This window comes from Leptospira interrogans, assembly GCF_900156205.1.
GTDB lineage: Bacteria > Spirochaetota > Leptospiria > Leptospirales > Leptospiraceae > Leptospira > Leptospira interrogans.
On record NZ_FTNA01000018.1, the window covers coordinates 1 to 17,864 of the forward strand.

Consider the following 17,864-nt stretch of genomic DNA (forward strand, 5'->3'; position numbering starts at 1 on the left):
TCTAAGTTTTACTTTAAAATGTGGGAACTCACACGAAGTCTAAGAATTTGTTCTAGCCGTTTTTTGTCTTCGACGCCAAAAAAACAGAATTACCCCAAGAACCACCAAAGTGATAATGATTTTATTATAAATTTCTAAAAAACCTAAAACATTTTCCCAATTAGAACCCAGAAAAAAACCGGAAATAATTAAAATTCCACACCAAAGAACTACCGCGATGCTAAAACATCCAAAAAAAAGAATCGGGTTCATCTTTACCATTCCAGCAACAATAGAAACAAAAAATCGAATCCCCGCCGAAAACCGACTAAACAAAACAACTAAAATAGAATTTTTTCGAAACCAAGCTAATGTCTTTTCTATAGATTGCTCATCGTAAATAGAATCTTTAAAAGGAAATTCTTTTTTCTTGGCCCAATCCAGAAAAATTTGACCAAAACGATACATTACCCAGGCCCCAAAAAGGTTTCCTATCAATGTGCTCGTAATCAATTCTATCCAGCCAAATGCAGGTAAATTTCTTGCTACTAAAAATCCTCCAAAAGCAGTAACCGTATCTCCAGGCCAAGGAGGAAAAACGTTTTCCGCAAAATTAGAAAAGGCAAAAAAGAGCCAGAGAAAAATAGGGTTCGTTTCGGAAAAACGATTGAGAATTTGAAGCAGAGTTTCGTGAAAAGTCATGAAGTTAGAATAAAAGAATTGTCAGTGATCAAGCGTAAGGTTCAAGTAAAAAAAGTGAATCCTATTTGTTTACAATTCTTAAACCATTCAAATTTAGATCGAAAATTTACTTTCCCAAAGTTTGGTCTAACACCCTTAACCATTTGGAAAATTAGTCTTACCATAATTTTTTGGTTTTTCTTTTTCACAATACCCACGTTTGGCGAAACTAAAGATTCTAAAAAAACGGAACTTTATCGTTATAATAAACTTACGTTGCAAAATCATCCAGTTCGAAATCCTAGATCTCTTCCAATCGAATTTGTTCCCGAAGGTTCCGATCTGATTTATTCTACAGAACTCAAATCCGAAAGGGGTTATTTTGAAACGAGAGAATCTTTTCTTTTATTCACACATACATTTAAGAAAAAGCAAATGGAAGTTTATTATGAATCCATTTTCCAATCTCTCTATTGGAAAATTTTACAGGAAGAAATCACTGAAAACAAAACGGTGATGATGGTAGAAAGCCAAAACAAAAAAGTAATAACGATTCAAATAGAAGCTTTGGAAAACGGAAGTAAAATCAAACTTTTTTATAAAAATTCAGGAAGCTAAAAATCCATGATCGAACCAATTCACTTCAACCCTGAACCCGGAAAATATACTTTCCTCATTTTTTTTTCTATCTTATTCCTATTTGCAATCGGTGTTTTCTTTTTAGTATTTCGACCTTATTTATATTCTTCTCTAATGGCACTGATTTTGTACCTTGCAACCAGAAGACCTCATAAACTTTTAAAAGGATATTTAGGAGAAAAACTTCAGTGGCTCGTACCTTGGATCATGATCACACTCGTATCTATGATCGTATTACTTCCATCCTACTTTGTAATTCGTACTTTGATTAGCGAAGCACTTTCCATTCTTTTTAAGTTAAGAATTTCATTAAGCGAAGATAAAATTATCGAAACTTTAATGAATTTTGCACTTCTTACAGATTTTATCACGGACAACGAATTTTTCTGGGTTAAAGTTCCCGAAATATACGGAGAATTTGCAGAAAATTACGTGGATATTCTAAATCTGGACAGTATCTATGGAATTTTAAGCAACGCTTCCTCTTTTATTTTAGGAAATATAGAATTACCTACAGGAATTCTAATGAATCTTTTTTTTGCATTGTTAGTTTTATTCTTTCTTTATCAAGACGGAAAAAAAGTAGAAAGATTCATTTTAGACAACCTTCCCTTTTCCAAACAATTAGAAGAACAAGTCGGAAGAAAATTAACTGCAGCAGTTCAAACTGTAATACGAGGAAATCTAATCATATCAATTCTACAAGGAACAGCGATTTATATTCTTCTATGGATCGCCGGAATTTCTAGCCCGTTTTTATACGCAAGTTTAGCCGCTTTTTTTTCCATCATTCCGGTTGTAGGCACTTCTGCAGTTTGGCTTCCGATCGGTCTCTACATTCTCTTTTTAGAAAACAATCCTATGATGGCCATTTTTTTTATGGGAAGTGGACTATTCTTTTACGTAGTTCTAGAAAATTTTGTAAAACCTAGAATGCTCGATAAAAAACTGCAAGCACATCCACTTTTAATCTTTTTATCTTTGATCGGAGGAATCAAAGAATTTGGAATTATGGGATTGGTTGTAGGGCCGGTTACAGTCACGTTAGTTGTCATTTTATGGGATTTTTGGAAATTGTATCGCCGAGAATTGATTTTGAACAAAGGACATAGATAAACATTGGAAGATTCCAAACCTCTTTCCGTTTCGGAAGTTACTAGAATCATTAAAAATCTGATTTCCGGTTCCAAAGATTTAAAAAATATCTGGGTCCGAGGAGAAATTTCTAACTATAGCAAGGCCAGTTCAGGACATATTTACTTTTCTCTCAAAGACGCTGGATCTTTGATTCGATGTACTTTTTTCAATTACTCAAACAAAAATTATTCCGGAAAACCATTATCCGATGGAAAAGAAATCCAGGTCTATGGAACCATCACTCTCTACGAAGCAGGTGGTTCTTATAATCTCAACGTAACCAGAGTAGAAGAATTAGGACAAGGGGATATACTACTCCAAATCGAAAAACTCAAACAAAAGCTCGCAGTAGAAGGAATTTTTGATCCGGAAAAAAAAAGAAGAATTCCATCTTTTCCAAAAACGTTAGGAATCGCCACTTCTCCTACTGGAGCCGCAATCGAAGACATTATCAAAATTTCCCGTTCCCGTTTTCCAGGGATCAATATACTTATCGCTCCTTGTATTGTTCAAGGAGAAGACGCTCCGGATTCAATCGTCGCAGCTATAGAAGAATTAAACCATCCGAACTGGAAAGTAGATGTGATTATCGCAGGAAGAGGAGGAGGAAGTTTTGAAGATCTAATGGCGTTTAACGACGAAAAGGTGGTCAGAGCCTATGCAAATTCCAGGATTCCGATCATATCAGCAGTAGGTCATCAAACCGACGTTTTATTAAGCGACTTTGCTGCTGACCATTTTACTCCTACTCCCACCGCTGCTGCAGAATATGCAATTCCCAAAGAAGAAGACGTACTTCAATTTTTATCCCAGTTAGAAGGAAGAATTAAAAGCTCTTTAGTAACAAAAATTTCTTCTAACAGAGACAGACTTAGACTTTTATCTGGAAAGTTCATCTTTAAAGAACCGATGCAACTTCTCAATCAAAGAAGTCAAAGAGTAGATGAAATTGGAATTCGATTACAAAAGGCGTTATCCAACAAACTGAATTTAGCCAGAGTTCGATTGGAAAGATACCAAAATCTTACTTCCAGAATTCAAAACATTCTTTTTCATAAAAAACAAAAAGCTGAATTTTGGACTAGCAAAGTGGAAGATCTTTCTCCCGCGGCTACGATGAAACGTGGATATTCAATTCTTAGAAACGAAAATGGAAAAATCATACGATCTCCGGAAGAAACAAAACCGGAAGAAGAATTGCAAGTTTTACTTTCAGGTGGAACGATGCAAGTGATTAGAAAAGGAAAATAAAATGGTGGAGACAAAATCTAAAATTTCATTTGAAGACGCTCTGATGGAACTGGAACAAATTGCAGAAAAACTAGAACGACAAGATTTCAGTTTAGAAGAATCTTTGAAAGCGTATGAAAGAGGAATGGAACTTAAAAAAATCTGTCAGGGAATTTTAGACACTGCGGAAGGAAAGATAGAAGCTCTTACCAAAGACGAATCTAAAAAAACAAATAAAACTGGTTTTAGAGGGGAATCGAAAACGACAGAAACAAAAAATAATACTGCACAAGAAGAAGATTTATTTTAGAACTTGTCCCAAAACCTCAAAAAATTTTTACACGATAATTCTTTAGAAATTTTTAATAAAATGCAGTAGTTCCTACAAGTTAAGTCGCATTTGGCAATTTGTAAACTTTCGAGTAGTTTCTAATATCGTTAAATTTTCGTAATAGTTCCCACATTGGACGGTTTTAGAACAAGCTCTGATATAAATTCAACTTCAAGAATCCGTTTCTAAATTTTGACTTTTGTTTATAATGCTTTTTAATGTGAGTTCAGTCTAAGATTCACTATCCCATTTTTGAAAAAAATTGAAATCTGAACTTTGCTGACCTATTCCTAAAATGTGGGAACTATCACAGATCGCGGTTTTACGAACAAATTTTAAAATTGTAGGAACTCATACATATAGAAAGTTTTTTCTATTTCCTTACGCCAAACACACGTTAGTTTTCACTTCCAAAACAATCAGCGATGAATTTAATTGTAAGAGTTGTAACAATCTCAAATTCATTGCAAAATCTCAAATCGTAAGAGTTGTAACAATCTCAAATTCATTGCAAAATCTCAAATCGTAAGAGTTCCCACAATTTCAAATTTACCTGAAAATGGAATTGAACGATAATCGGATTTCTGTTGAATTTTTTCTACAACACTATACAAAAATTGAGTTTTTTCGTGAATTCTATTGTCAGAAAATGTCTAACAAGAACCCAAAAGAAAAGAAAAACGGCTTTTAAATTAAAAAGGTAAAAGAATTGGCTCCCCCTGCTGGGCTCGAACCAGCGACCCAGTGATTAACAGTCACTTGCTCTACCGACTGAGCTAAAGGGGAGTATCCTCGGTAGTGAGCCCATATTTTCAAAAAGGGGTAAGGAGGCAATCTCAATTTGTCTCATTAGCATGTGTTTTTCTAACTTTTTAAAGGAAAAATTTTAAATCTAAGAAGCAATTCGATTCAAAAAACGCTTTGGATCATTTTTCCTCTTCATTAGAGTGACATAATCCCTTCTTAAGAGTGTTATGGAGTAAAAAAAAATTTATGAAGATGAATCGCCACTTTACGGTTCCTCAAAACGGTGAGTCGTCCACAATTCAATGGACAAAACGAAATTCCAAAATTACCAATCCAGACGGATCAAAAGTTTTTGAAGCAAACGATATCCTCGTTCCAGAAGATTGGTCCCAAGTTGCAGTCGATATTTTGGCACAGAAATACTTCCGAAGAAAAGGAGTCCCAAAATATCTCAAAAAAGTGCAAGAAGATGGAATTCCGGAATGGCTACAAAAATCGATTCCTGATACCGAAAAATTAGAATCCCTAAAACCGGAAGATCGTTTCGGTGGAGAAACCAGCGCATTAGAAGTTTTTCATAGACTTGCAGGCTGCTGGACATATTGGGGATACAAATACAAATACTTCTCTGACGAAGAAAGCGCCAAAATTTTCTATGATGAAATTGTATATATGCTCGCAACTCAAATGGCGGCTCCAAATTCTCCACAATGGTTTAACACTGGTTTAAATTGGGCTTATGGAATCGACGGAAAATCTCAAGGTCATTATTATGTGGACCCTTCCACGGGCAAACTGGTCAAATCCACCTCTGCTTACGAACATCCCCAACCTCATGCCTGTTTTATTCAAAGTGTAGACGACGATCTAGTCAATGAAGGCGGAATCATGGACCTTTGGGTACGTGAAGCCCGTTTATTTAAATATGGTTCTGGTACTGGTACTAACTTTTCTAATTTAAGAGGGGAAAATGAACCTCTTTCTGGAGGAGGAAAAAGCTCCGGTCTAATGAGCTTCTTAAAAATCGGAGATAGAGCTGCAGGCGCAATTAAATCTGGTGGCACCACCCGTCGTGCAGCAAAGATGGTTTGTCTAGACGTAGATCATCCCGATATAGAAAACTTTATTGATTGGAAAGTAACGGAAGAGAAAAAAGTAGCCTCTCTTGTGACTGGCTCGATGTTAAACAACCGTCACTTAAACGCGATTATGTCAGCCTGTTATGAAATGGAAGGAGAAGATCGTTTTAATCCGAAAAAGAATTCTTCTCTGAAAAAAACAATTCAGGACGCCAAGAAAGTTCTCATTCCTGATAATTATATCAAACGTGTGATCGATCTTGCCAGACAAGGATACAAAGAAATTCTTTTTGAAGAACTAACCACAGACTGGCAGTCAGACGCCTACAACACAGTTTCCGGCCAAAACAGCAATAACTCAATCCGCCTTACAAACGAGTTTATGGCTGCAGTAGAACAAGATCAACCTTGGAATCTTTATTTTAGAACCGAAAAAGAAAAAGCAAAAGTGGAAGGACGTAAGGCGAAACCTTCCCAAACTCTTAGAGCTAGAGAACTCTGGGAAAAGATTTCCTATGCGGCCTGGGCGAGTGCAGATCCTGGAACTCAATATCATACTACGATTAATGAATGGCATACTTGTCCGGAAGACGGTCCGATCAACGCATCCAACCCCTGCTCCGAATATATGTTCTTAGATAATACTGCCTGTAACTTAGCGTCTGCAAATTTACAAAAATTCGTAAATTTGGAAACTCTAAACTTCGACGTAGAAGGCTTTCGTTATCTTTGTAAACTTTGGACAATCATCCTCGAAATTTCAGTGACCATGGCTCAATTTCCTTCCAAGGAAATCGCTGAACTTTCTTATAAATTCCGTACATTAGGTCTTGGTTATGCGAATTTAGGTTCTGTTCTTATGGTTCTTGGAATTCCTTATGATTCTCAACAAGCCATGGCAATCACAGGTGCCATTTCTTCTATCATGCACATGACTGCATATGCTACTTCTGCAGAGATGGCAAAAGAACAAGGCCCATTTGTAGGTTATGCTAAAAACCAAAAACATATGCTTCGTGTTATTCGAAACCATAGAAGAGCTGCTTATAACGCTCCTTCTGGCGATTATGAAGGTTTGACTATTACTCCTATAGGAATCAATCCAGCCTTCTGTCCTTCTTACATGCTCAAAGCGGCCCAAGAAGACGCAGATCTAGCTCTTTCCTTAGGTGAAAAATACGGATTTAGAAACGCACAAGTTACTGTAATTGCACCTACAGGAACCATTGGCCTTGTAATGGATTGTGATACTACCGGAATAGAACCAGACTTTGCTCTCGTAAAGTTTAAGAAACTTGCGGGTGGTGGTTATTTTAAAATTATTAACCAATCCGTTCCTTATGGTTTAAAGAAACTAGGTTATTCACCTTCTGAAATAGAAGCGATCGTAAACTATTGCAAAGGACACGCCACTTTAAACGGTGCACCCGTAATTAATACACAGGCTCTGAAAGAAAAAGGTTTCACAAACGAAATCCTAGAAAAAGTAGAAGCGTCTCTTCCTCTTGCATTTGATATTAACTTTGCATTCAATAAGTTTAATTTAGGAGAAAACTTTTTAACTAAAAACTTAGGAATCTCGAAAGAAATTTTTGACTCCCCCGGCTTTTCTCTTTTAGAACATCTAGGTTTTACCAAAGAAGACATCAACAAAGCAAACGATTACGTTTGTGGGACGATGACAATTGAAAACGCTCCTTTTTTAAAAGAAAAAGATTATCCTGTATTTGATTGTGCCAATAAATGTGGGAAGTATGGAAAGAGATTTCTTTCTTACGAATCTCATATTCGAATTATGGCTGCAGCCCAACCTTTTATCAGCGGGGCAATTTCTAAAACGATCAATCTGCCGGAAGAAGCCGTAATCGAAGATATTAAAAACGCTTATTTTCTTTCTTGGAAGATGATGATCAAAGCGAATGCACTTTACAGAGACGGTTCTAAACTTTCTCAGCCTCTCAATTCTGTATTAGAACTTTTGAATGGGATTGAAATAGACGATCAGGAAGAAATTAGAGAAGCTACAATCTCTAAAGATCCGGTTCAAATTGCGGAAAAAATAGTCACAAAATATATTTCTCACCGCAGAAAACTTCCGAGTAGAAGAGCTGGCTATACCCAAAAGGCAATCGTAGGTGGTCATAAGGTTTATTTAAGAACTGGAGAATACGAAGACGGTCAAATCGGGGAAATTTTTATCGATATGCACAAAGAAGGTGCTGCGTTTAGAAGTTTGATGAACGCTTTTGCCATCTCGGTTTCGCTTGGATTACAACACGGAGTTCCTTTAGAAGAATACGTGGATGCGTTTACTTTCTTCAAGTTTGAACCAAATGGTATCGTCTCTGGTAACAAACATATCAAGATGAGCACCTCAGTAATCGACTATATCTTTCGAGAATTGGCAATTACTTATCTAGGAAGATACGATTTAGGGCAAGTAGCTCCGGAAGACCTGAGAGGAGACGAAATCGGTTCTAAACGTGCCACTGCTGAGTCAAACGGCCAGGAAAAAGAAACTCTCAGTTCAATGACAGCAGTTATAGAACCCACTCCAAAAAAAGAAGTGGAAACCATTTCTTATTCTCAAATGATTTCCAAAGAAAAACCATCTTCGTCCCCTTCTGGAATCTCTCTTTTAGAAGAAGTAAAACTCGCAAAAATCAAAGGTTATACTGGAGATTCCTGTTCCGAGTGTGGTTCTTTTGAAATGGTACGCAATGGTTCTTGTTTGAAATGTATGTCCTGCGGTTCTACAACTGGATGTTCTTGATTGTATAAGGCGGTAAAACAAAAAAACAACTCTTCTTCTAGATTTTAAATTGGGATCTCGAGTGAGGTTTTGGAAAGGTCTGAAGGAATATTCATTCAGACCTTTTTTATTTTTTATGTTGAGTTTTGATATACGGGTTTTGGAGACCAAAAATCAAATTTATATGATTTTATACCTTGGGTTGGTAAGCCTTAGAAAGCATGGTCTGTCGAACTAATACCGGTTTCATAGAAGGATCCCGTAAAACTTCAGCCGCTTCATCAAACGGTCTTTCTTCTGTAACGATCAGTTCCGGTTTGACTTTCCCACTTATAATAAAATCCGTAGCCGCTTCAAAGTTGATTCTTCCTAAACCACGTCCCGTATAAAAGTGTATCCCTTTGGCATACATCTCTAACATCGGAAACGCAATGTCTCCAAAGTGACCACCTATACTAGAACAATAACCTTCGGGTTCCGTAGAACGAATTGCACATAAAAGACCTTCGGATGAACCGCTTGTATCCACAGTGATTGGGTATTTTCCAGGGCGCCTGCCAATCCGTTGTTTTGGAGGACTTTCGATCGGATTTACTCCTATTTTTTCAGCGATACCTAACCGCATTTTGTTTGTGTCAACATAGTCGACGGACCCAGCCCCACCAGCCTTTGCATAAGCAGCCGCAAATAGTCCGATGGAACCCGTACCACCCATAATCAATACGTCTACTCCGCAATTACGAGTGAGATGTGGTACCGTTAATTCGTAACCGAAAGGAATGTTGTCACTTAAACTTGCAACATATGAAGGATTAATTCCCGGTGGCAAAACAAATAGGGATATATCCGCGTTTGGCACACGAATAAAATCAGAAAAGAAGCCACCCCATTTGCCGCCTATGGACATACCAAACATTGCCCCTTGAGGATAAGAAGCACAGGTATTCATCAGTCCCTTACGACACCTGTGGCACTGACCGCAAGAAATATGCCAACTCACAACGACCAACTGCCCAGGGTAAAAACGACGAACTCCTTCGCCAGTCTCTATAATTTCACCAATACATTCGTGACCAATATCAAAAGGACCTTTAAAAGGAGTTCTTCCTTGGATGATCATTATATCTAAATCACAAGTTGATGACGCTACGGGACGAACAATTGCATCTTCCGGATGTGATAGTATAGGCCTGGGCATTTCACGCCAATCCAACTCTCCGGGTGAAAGATATGTGAGAACTCGATTCATTGCGTTCCTCTTGAAATTTTATCTTATTCCGTTTTTTCCAACGATTTCTTCATCGCATCTATCGTAACAACTTTTCCGGACATTCCCCAGCCGCCATCCGGAACTTCGTTTATATGAACCCAAGTATATCTACGAACAACGGGTTTTCCTTCTGCTTCTACCACAGCATCCGTGACCTTTTGAATCATATCATTCTTCATGTCTGCTGACAAGGATCCGGCTGGTACAAAAATTTGAACAAGTGGCATAATCACTCTCCTTTGAAATAACAATAAACAATCTCTATGATGATCATCATAATTTTCAATGATTTTTATTGAAATCTATATATAAAATTGTAAAGAATATCCAAATATTGAGTAATTTTTACAGATTGAAAATTAAGAGGAAAAATTAAAATATGATTATTTGTACAGAAAATTTATCTATAAAGCCATTTTAACCGTAAAACATTTCCGGAACTCCATTGGCTCATTTTAGGGAAAAATGATGAAATGCAGAAAATAGCCCATACGAAACAAGAGATGATTACAGCTGCTCGTAAGTTGATCCAGGCAAAAGGTGTGGCCTCAACAGGTCTTATGGAAATTGTTGCAGCAGCTGAAACTTCAAGAGGATCTATCTATCATCATTTTCCGGGCGGGAAAGACGAACTGATTTGTTTGGCAATCGAAGAAGCAGCCATTCTCGCGGAACTGGGAATTTTACGCGCAGGAAAGAAAGGAAAAAATGCCGCCGAAGTAATACAAAAGATTGCATCCCTTTTTCGACAAGTTCCTGAAAATTCTAAATGGCAAGTAGGCTGCCCTGTTGCAGCAACCGCTATCGAGGGGCATTCTCAATCCAAAATCGTTCGAGACGCCGTAGCAAATGCTTTTTCACGCTGGAGTAAGGCAATCGAATTTACCCTATCGGAAGCAGGGCTTAAACCGGAAGACGCAAAATCGATTGGGATCGGTATCGTTGCAGCTTTGGAAGGTGGTTTGTTGTTGGCCCGAGGTTTATCTTCTTCAAAACCTTACGATACAATCATTGATTTGATCATTGCTGGGGTTGCAACCAAAGATAAAAATCCACCAAAAAATAAACAATCCTGAAGATATTCGAATTCATTTTTTATAAACTACTAATTTTAAATATAATAAATTTATAAATAATTTTTACAAAGAATATCAAATATAATTTCTGTTCTATCAATAAGATAAACAAGTTCATTATCTCCAATAAACACCAAAACACTTGTCTCTATTAACTTTCAAATTACTCGTAGTTATAGTTTATTTCAATTTTCTCAAAGTAGCTTTTATTCTTTTTTAATCTTTATAAATAAAAATTAAAATTTTTCTTACATTTCACCATTTTCTTTTTCATAACGAATCAAAGCATTATGCCATCTCTTCATGGAATCGTCAAAAAATTCTATCGATTTATCTTGAATGTAAGATTTATACCAGTCAATTAAGCCATTCCAATTTTTAAGATTTCCTTTTTCCTTAATTACAAACTCAATCTCATTTAATAGAAAATTAAATTTTAATAAATTATTTTCCATAGAGGTAGTAATTAAATTTTCATAAGAATCAGAACCGCCTTTCGCGATCGGAACGATCACAAGTAAGTATAAATTCCCAATAGGCTATGAAATTTGGATATTTTCCAATTTGTATGATAAGAAAAGGATGTAGTCAAATTGAATGAAATTAATCTGAGAACATTTGGAAATACAAGTTGATCGCCTGTATAACGATCTATAAATCCATCTCGAATAAATAAATTCAGTTTTTTAAAGGTGGATAACTTTTTTTATCATATGAAATAAATTTATGCGGATAATGAACATTAATGATTTCTTTAGCACCGGAAACGTCGTTTTTGATTAAAAAATCCGTAACGTCTATAATTGATTTTAAATTTTTATTCATCAAAATACATATCTCGTTATAAAACCAATTCAGTATAGATTCAAAAATATTAAAGTTTATTTTAATAAAAATGAAATCCAAAAGATTTTCATCAACACACTCCTCTTCAACGGAATTTAACTACTAACTAAAACAAATTTTTTACATCGAATTCGTATGATTTATATTTTCGGTTGGAAAGCTATCATGTCGGGTTAACGCATTTTCGGAATATTTTTAATAAAAGTCTTCGTTCGTTCTGTATGGTAACCGGAAATTCGGATCATAAATTTATGAGCGCCAATTTTTTTCAAATCCGTAATTGTGTAATTCTCATTCATTTCTTTTTTGTAATCGAAAGTTTCAATTATTTTACCGGAATATAAACTGTAGATCCAAAATTTTCCGTCATCGGGCCCATAGACGGGAGATGCAAGAGCGATTCCTAAGCTACGATCCACATAAAAGTGATAAGAATTGATTTCGTTTATCTTTTTTAGATTTTTATCATAGTAGGTTAGATATGTTCCACCTCCCGTCGTGCCGGTTTTAAATATAATTTTATCCCTATACCAGAATAGATCGTGACAAGCCATTCCCGGTTGGATGCTGCGAACTAAAGTATGATTTCGCGTTTCAAAACGAAAAAGAGTCAGACGATAAAATTTTTCTTTGTCGGCCCGATGATAAACGACTAAACTTTTTTTATCGGGTGATAGGAATAGTTTTTCGATATTTTCCCAATTTGCAAAGTGACTCAGTTTTTTGTGCCGGAAATAGATCTGCCGATTATAAGCTTTACCGTTTACAACAATTTCTCCGTCCTTCCAACGAAAAGAATTTGGTTCCGACATCGTTTCGCTTGAATACAAAAAGTAAATTCCTAAGATCAGTGGTAGCATTTTTTTCCAATCAACAAACAGGATTAAATCCCTTTCAGAAAATTTTACCTTTCCCATTTTCGAAAACCGTAATTGAATCGAAAATTGGTTGATTTTATTCTTCAGTTTCGTTTGGTATTTATCGACTTCGAGATTTATTAAAAAATTCTTATATACAAAAATAAGAATCTTACGGACTTCCAGGAACTGGCGGAGTTCCCGGCAGCGCAGGCGGTCCAGTAAGTCCTGGAATTTTTACATCCGGTTTACCAAAGGTTCCCATCACAGGAATACATTTACTTCCACTTTGTTTTTCTAAAAGAGTCAACATATCCGCTATATCTTGTCTTTCCAAAGCAAAGTTGCGATCGAGTTCTAGACAAATTCTAAGATTCAGTTGAGAAAAAGACATATTTTCCGATAATCGAATATTTCCAGTAATATCAAAACGTGCAATCGATGTATCTAACGTAAAATCGTTGAAAATCAGATTTCCACCTTGAAGATTCACTTTTGTAAGAAATTTTTTAATCGTTATATTTTTCAGTTCACCTAAAAGTGGAATTTCCGGAAGCTCCTGAATCATTCCCGAAGAAGGCCCTGCAGGAATTTCCAAATCCAACGCACCATTTATTCTAGAAATACCTTGGTCTAAGTTATCAAATTTTCCTTTGCCTTCAAAGTTACGTATCTTTGCTAAAGGTCCATTTTCGGTATCGATTTTTAAGGAAACCAATTTAAATTTCCCATCGAATTTTTTCTTAATCAAACCAAACAAAGAAGTCTTTAGAACCGCTTCTTCCGCTTTGATTTTGAGATTGGAAGAAGTTGTAACTTCGAGAGAATCTAAAGTTACATTTCCCAAAACGGAAATACTCAGATCTCTAAAATTAATAATCGTTCCCGTTTTTACGGATGAAGAATACAAAGAACTACGTACAATCTCATCTAAAGGAAAAAGCCAAACCGTAAAAATGAGAAACGAAAAAATTCCGGTTCCGATCAGAATTAATTTTTGTTTGAACGTAAAACGAGAAACAGCTTCTTCCTCTTCCTGAAGCTCCAGAGTCAAAAACTCTTCTTCTTCTGGGGTCAGCGCAGTTTCTTCCGGAAACTCTTTTTCTTTTTTCATCGTTTTGCGCCCGCCACTCGACTGTAGGTAGAAAGTTTTAGATTTACATCATATACTTCCTTACCTTGAAATGGTTTTTTAAAATTTAAATATTCCACTCTGGCGTTAATCATCTTATTCTTTTCTATATCGTAGATCAGTCGAAAAATATTATCCAAGGTTACGGATCGAAAATTAATATCAATCGTAATCCGATTGTATTTTTTATCTTCAATCGAGTTAAAATCCTTCATTGTGGAAATTTTCTCTTTCAGACTATATCTTATGAAAATTTCGTCTAACTTTGCGTAAACGGCGCTTACATCGGTTTCCCCGCCGGAAGAATCTAAAGATCTAAATTCGTTGAATTCTTGAATAATCTTGTCGAGTTTTACGGGTGCAGTTCTGGAATCCTGTACTTTTTCAGTCAGCCCTTGACGAAGGGTCACCACTTTCCTGATCGCCAAAAACACGACCAGCAAAAGAATCAACCCGATTCCTCCCAATACGATCAGTCTTTCTCTTGGCTCTAATTTATCAAACATGACGATCTTAAAAAGACTCCTCAGAAGTTGGCTTATTGGTGACTTTCATTTTAATGATAAAAGAAACTTTATAATTTTTGACACCCTGCATCAATTTTTTATCCACAATCTCTATGTCTTTGAACATAGTAGATTTTTCCAAAGATCTTTGTACTACACCGATCTCACTAAATTCGTTCACTCTTCCGCCTATCTTGACCAAATCCTGATCGTAGTCAAACTGATCCAGTTGAAACGGCTGCATATCCGCAGATGGAAAATTCATGGAAAGTTCAAATAAAATATCTAAAATACTCGGTTTACTTAAGTAAAGTCTGTAGATCTCTGTTTTTTTCTTCTCGTCGTTTTTAAGTTTAGCAGCATATTCTAATATATCTTCGTCTTCGGGAGCAGGTCTACCAAAACCTTTTTGAAATTTTTCTGCGAGCATTTTATCACTCGCGCTAAGTTTACGTTTATCTACTACGATTCCTACAAAAAAAACGGTAGTTAAAATGAATAAAGAAATTCCAGAAAAAATCAAATGATGTCTAAATTGATCTAAGTTTAGAATATTCTTATTAATCCGTTTTACGTGAGGTGTGTCGATAAAATCTACTTTATCTTTTTTAGGAAAACCAAAATGATACCCCATTCCTAAACAGGTCGCAAAGGAATCCCCGTTCAAAGAAAGAAAATCGTATCTATGAGTAATCAAACCAAGAGAATCATTAAAAAAAGATTCGATCCCACGAATTTTGCCACCACCACCCGAAAGATATAAAACTTCTGGCCTTTCGGTTTCATTCATAGATACAATACTTCTTTGAATTTCAGAAGAAAGTTTTTCTAAAAATTTCCCCGCACTTTGAAATGCTTTTTTAATATCCGCCTCTTTGAGTTTGAATTCTTTCGCGAATAAATTGAGATCGTCTTCTTCTTCCGAAAAAGGTTCAAATTGAAGTGAAAGTTTAATTGCTTCTGCTTTTTCAAAAGGGATTTTGAGATCGGAAGCAATCTGATCCGTTAGAGTGTCCCCTCCCATAGAAATGTATCTTGTATGTGCAACTTTTCCATCGCTCAAAATATTTAAGATTGTAACTCTTCCACCTATATCTACTTGAGTGCAGTTCTTACTTTGAATTTCTTTATTAGAATGTTGTGTAATAACAGAAGAAAGACTGACCGAATCTACAAACAAACCTCTAAACACGATGTTACTGTCTAAAAAAGGTGCGGTGATAAAATCCAATTCGCTATGATGCGCAGAATACGCGATCACGTCTGATTTTTCCTGATCGATTCTCCATATATTCCCCGTTACTTCCACTGTTTCCATGGGAAATGGAATTCTACTTTCTACTTCGAAAGGGATTACTTCTCGAATCGCTTTTACAGTTGTTAGAGGGATATGAAGTTCCCTTACAAAAAGACGATCTAAAGGAAGATTTAAAAGAATACTGGTTTCGCCTGGAAAATAGGAATTGATAAAACGAAGAACATTATGCCTATACTCCTCTTCTTCTCCATGAGAAATACTCATGATTTCAGAACGAAGAATGGTCAACTTTCCTAGAACTTTTTGAAAGAGAACACCTTTGATTGTATTCGTTCCATAATCGACTGCGAGAAATTGATCATAAATAAACATCTGATTTAATCTTCCATATAATAGAGCATTTGATTGTTAGTCAGATCAAAAATCCCAGTAATCCTTCGAATCGTTTTCCCTACTTGACCAACCGCTACGATTCTAAAAATTTCTCCTTTGGTTTTGACTCTTCCTCCGGAAACTTCGGTTCCTTCCCCCGCAAGCTCTTTATAAAGAGTCAACCCACCTGACGTAGGAATTTGAAATTCCTGAAATTTTTCCAGATCCTTCAGTTCTTTGATAAAACCGCCCTGCTCCAATTTGAATTTTAGAATTCTCATGGCGGCCTGTTTAGTCATAAAATCGGATAAAGACATCAAAACAAAATATGGTGCACCGTTCAAGTTGATTCTATCATCCGAGTTTTGTCCCGAAGGAATGTATGCGGTTACGTTATTTGCCAATACAAAATCACTGTCTCCGATCAATGCCTTTTCTTCTTCCGATTGAAACGCTTTGGAATATTTTTGATCAAAATCCGCCGGTTTTAAAGAGCCGTAAACTGTAGCTCTGTCAAACCCCTTTACGGAAACCAGTTCCGAAATAGAATACATAAAAGAATTCTTATTTTTCCTAGGAGGTTTTAAAGAAGAATAATATGCATCTTCTGCACCTCCTCCCATTTCTTGAAGGTCCGTATCCATCCAATCAAAAATCGGAAAAATCTTTTCTCGTTTGATACCGAAGTGATCAAAAAGTCTGGAAAGCATTTCGACAGAACGAAGATTTTGCTGATTATCATCTTGGTTCAAAAGAGAATTTAAATTAATCTTTCCGTCTTCCGAACTGATCTTATAATAAATCGTTCCACCTCCCAACGGCAAAGGTGGAGGATTGAGTGCAATCCCACTTTTGTAAAGATATTCTTCTGGTATTTTTTTTAACGCACCCAAAGCACCTTGAAAACCTGCCTTGGCCAGTAAGAGCGCTCTAAATCCATCTGCATCCGCTTGTGCAATTCTTCTTTCACCTAAGGAACGTTCTCCGAATTCAGTAGCGGTATAAAACGATGCGGTCCCAATCGCCATTACTAAAATTACGACCATAAAACCTTTTCTAGATTTTCTAAGTCTATAAGAAGATAGAGCTCGCCAAGAATTCTTTTTTGTTTTGTAAGTGGAATTGTTCCGTACCCAATAGAGAATTTGTGCGAAAAACTGAAACTGTGTAAACTCATACAACCAGTTATAAAAAAGAAAAATCTGTAAACGAACAAAACGATAGGAACCAATTAAAAATTGGAAAACGGTCTTGAATTCGTGAGAACTCATGTACTTTGTTAAAAATTTGCCAATTGCAATTTCTTTTGAGATTTTGGGTTTCGTTTTTAATAAAATTTGAATATTACTTAAAAAGAATTCCAGGAAACGCAAGAGTTTCATAACGGACCTCCTTTTTCCCAGAATTTACGATCAACTCAATTCGAATCAACCTAGGAATTGCTTTAGCGAGTTTAGAATCCCACTCGTCTTCCCATTTCGTTCCGGTTCTAGAATACTTAAGTTGAAAACTTTTTACGTGAGTCAACAAGGTGTATTCCGTTCCTCCCGATTTAGGATAACGATCCACCATCTCGTCCTCTCTACGTATTAAAAAATTGTAATTTGAATCGTCCGGCATAGGTTTTAAGTAAAAAGAAACTTCACGCACCTCCGGTAAGGAAACTTCCTCAGAGTTAGGATGAGTAGCCGCAAAATCCAATCGATCCTTACGGACCGCACCTCTACCTTCACTTTTACCGATAAAAATTAATCTTCTTTGATTTTGATGAAAATACGTCATAGAAATCGTACTTCGTACATTTTCCATTGCGAGTAAAATATCCCTTTTTGCTGCACCTCCGGGAGAAGAAGATTCTCTGGAAATTCTAAGAGCAGTATAATAGGTGGAAAAAATTCCAGTAAAGATAACGCCTAAAATCATCACAACGATCGAGATTTCGATCAATGTAAAACCGTTTCGTTTGAATTTG

17 protein-coding genes and 1 tRNA gene are annotated in these 17,864 nt (G+C 36.2%); 6 read left to right on the forward strand and 12 right to left on the reverse strand.

The features are described 5' to 3' along the window. Nucleotides 1-39: 39 nt before the first annotated feature. Nucleotides 40-681: a DedA family protein gene (locus BW942_RS14185; protein WP_000142690.1), complete on the reverse strand. Its 642-nt coding sequence runs from the start codon at nucleotides 679-681 to the stop codon at nucleotides 40-42. On the opposite strand from BW942_RS14185, the gene BW942_RS14190 reads away from it, so the two are divergent. From BW942_RS14190 to BW942_RS14205, 4 genes are read left to right on the forward strand one after another with little or no spacing between them, the layout of a single operon-like run. Beyond that, the gene (locus BW942_RS14190) at nucleotides 670-1,278 is read left to right on the forward strand and encodes a hypothetical protein (RefSeq protein ID WP_000835194.1); all 609 of its coding nucleotides are present in this window, start codon (nucleotides 670-672) and stop codon (nucleotides 1,276-1,278) included. The two genes, BW942_RS14185 and BW942_RS14190, sit on opposite strands and share 12 nt — an antisense overlap. A 6-nt stretch (nucleotides 1,279-1,284) precedes the next feature. After that, on the forward strand, nucleotides 1,285-2,415 hold the full coding sequence (locus BW942_RS14195; protein ID WP_000572375.1) for an AI-2E family transporter: 1,131 nt from the start codon (nucleotides 1,285-1,287) through the stop codon (nucleotides 2,413-2,415). Nucleotides 2,416-2,418: 3 nt separating this feature from the next. After that, nucleotides 2,419-3,687 carry an exodeoxyribonuclease VII large subunit gene (gene xseA / locus BW942_RS14200; protein WP_000390225.1) on the forward strand — a complete coding sequence of 423 codons (1,269 nt, stop codon included), beginning with the start codon at nucleotides 2,419-2,421 and terminating at the stop codon, nucleotides 3,685-3,687. Nucleotide 3,688: 1 nt separating this feature from the next. Continuing rightward, on the forward strand, nucleotides 3,689-3,976 hold the full coding sequence (locus BW942_RS14205) for an exodeoxyribonuclease VII small subunit (RefSeq protein ID WP_000230450.1): 288 nt from the start codon (nucleotides 3,689-3,691) through the stop codon (nucleotides 3,974-3,976). A 731-nt stretch (nucleotides 3,977-4,707) separates the two neighbouring features. Here the strand turns inward: BW942_RS14205 and BW942_RS14210 are convergent. Continuing rightward, nucleotides 4,708-4,783: transfer RNA gene (locus BW942_RS14210), tRNA-Asn, on the reverse strand. Nucleotides 4,784-4,990: 207 nt separating this feature from the next. Here BW942_RS14210 and BW942_RS14215 point away from each other — a divergent pair. After that, nucleotides 4,991-8,596, forward strand: a complete 3,606-nt coding sequence (locus tag BW942_RS14215; RefSeq protein WP_000783496.1) for a vitamin B12-dependent ribonucleotide reductase — start codon at nucleotides 4,991-4,993, stop codon at nucleotides 8,594-8,596. A 169-nt stretch (nucleotides 8,597-8,765) separates the two neighbouring features. Here BW942_RS14215 and BW942_RS14220 read toward each other — a convergent pair whose 3' ends face one another. Further along, nucleotides 8,766-9,824: a zinc-dependent alcohol dehydrogenase gene (locus BW942_RS14220; RefSeq protein ID WP_001082704.1), complete on the reverse strand. Its 1,059-nt coding sequence runs from the start codon at nucleotides 9,822-9,824 to the stop codon at nucleotides 8,766-8,768. 23 nt (nucleotides 9,825-9,847) lie between these two features. Continuing rightward, nucleotides 9,848-10,072, reverse strand: a complete 225-nt coding sequence (locus tag BW942_RS14225; RefSeq protein ID WP_001131807.1) for a tautomerase family protein — start codon at nucleotides 10,070-10,072, stop codon at nucleotides 9,848-9,850. Nucleotides 10,073-10,318: 246 nt separating this feature from the next. On the opposite strand from BW942_RS14225, the gene BW942_RS14230 reads away from it, so the two are divergent. After that, nucleotides 10,319-10,921: a TetR/AcrR family transcriptional regulator gene (locus tag BW942_RS14230; protein ID WP_001169127.1), complete on the forward strand. Its 603-nt coding sequence runs from the start codon at nucleotides 10,319-10,321 to the stop codon at nucleotides 10,919-10,921. 248 nt (nucleotides 10,922-11,169) lie between these two features. Here BW942_RS14230 and BW942_RS14235 read toward each other — a convergent pair whose 3' ends face one another. From BW942_RS14235 to BW942_RS14265, 8 genes are all read right to left on the reverse strand, one after another. Further along, on the reverse strand, nucleotides 11,170-11,436 hold the full coding sequence (locus BW942_RS14235; RefSeq protein ID WP_001983637.1) for an HNH endonuclease: 267 nt from the start codon (nucleotides 11,434-11,436) through the stop codon (nucleotides 11,170-11,172). Between the two features lie 163 nt (nucleotides 11,437-11,599). Next, nucleotides 11,600-11,746: a hypothetical protein gene (locus BW942_RS21540; RefSeq protein ID WP_002080541.1), complete on the reverse strand. Its 147-nt coding sequence runs from the start codon at nucleotides 11,744-11,746 to the stop codon at nucleotides 11,600-11,602. Between the two features lie 194 nt (nucleotides 11,747-11,940). After that, entirely contained in the window at nucleotides 11,941-12,684 is a 744-nt protein-coding gene (locus tag BW942_RS14240; protein WP_000521123.1) for a hypothetical protein, read from the reverse strand. A gap of 112 nt (nucleotides 12,685-12,796) precedes the next feature. After that, on the reverse strand, nucleotides 12,797-13,738 hold the full coding sequence (gene gspN, locus BW942_RS14245) for a type II secretion system protein GspN (protein ID WP_000711612.1): 942 nt from the start codon (nucleotides 13,736-13,738) through the stop codon (nucleotides 12,797-12,799). Then, nucleotides 13,735-14,262: a hypothetical protein gene (locus BW942_RS14250; RefSeq protein ID WP_000459773.1), complete on the reverse strand. Its 528-nt coding sequence runs from the start codon at nucleotides 14,260-14,262 to the stop codon at nucleotides 13,735-13,737. Before BW942_RS14250 ends, gspN begins: the two co-directional genes overlap by 4 nt. 7 nt (nucleotides 14,263-14,269) lie before the next feature. Continuing rightward, nucleotides 14,270-15,892: a cell division protein FtsA gene (gene pilM, locus BW942_RS14255; protein ID WP_000471275.1), complete on the reverse strand. Its 1,623-nt coding sequence runs from the start codon at nucleotides 15,890-15,892 to the stop codon at nucleotides 14,270-14,272. A 5-nt stretch (nucleotides 15,893-15,897) separates the two neighbouring features. Further along, nucleotides 15,898-16,938 carry a type II secretion system minor pseudopilin gene (locus tag BW942_RS14260; RefSeq protein WP_000260309.1) on the reverse strand — a complete coding sequence of 347 codons (1,041 nt, stop codon included), beginning with the start codon at nucleotides 16,936-16,938 and terminating at the stop codon, nucleotides 15,898-15,900. Nucleotides 16,939-17,236: 298 nt separating this feature from the next. Continuing rightward, nucleotides 17,237-17,830, reverse strand: a complete 594-nt coding sequence (locus BW942_RS14265) for a type II secretion system protein GspJ (RefSeq protein WP_223809843.1) — start codon at nucleotides 17,828-17,830, stop codon at nucleotides 17,237-17,239. Nucleotides 17,831-17,864: the final 34 nt, after the last annotated feature.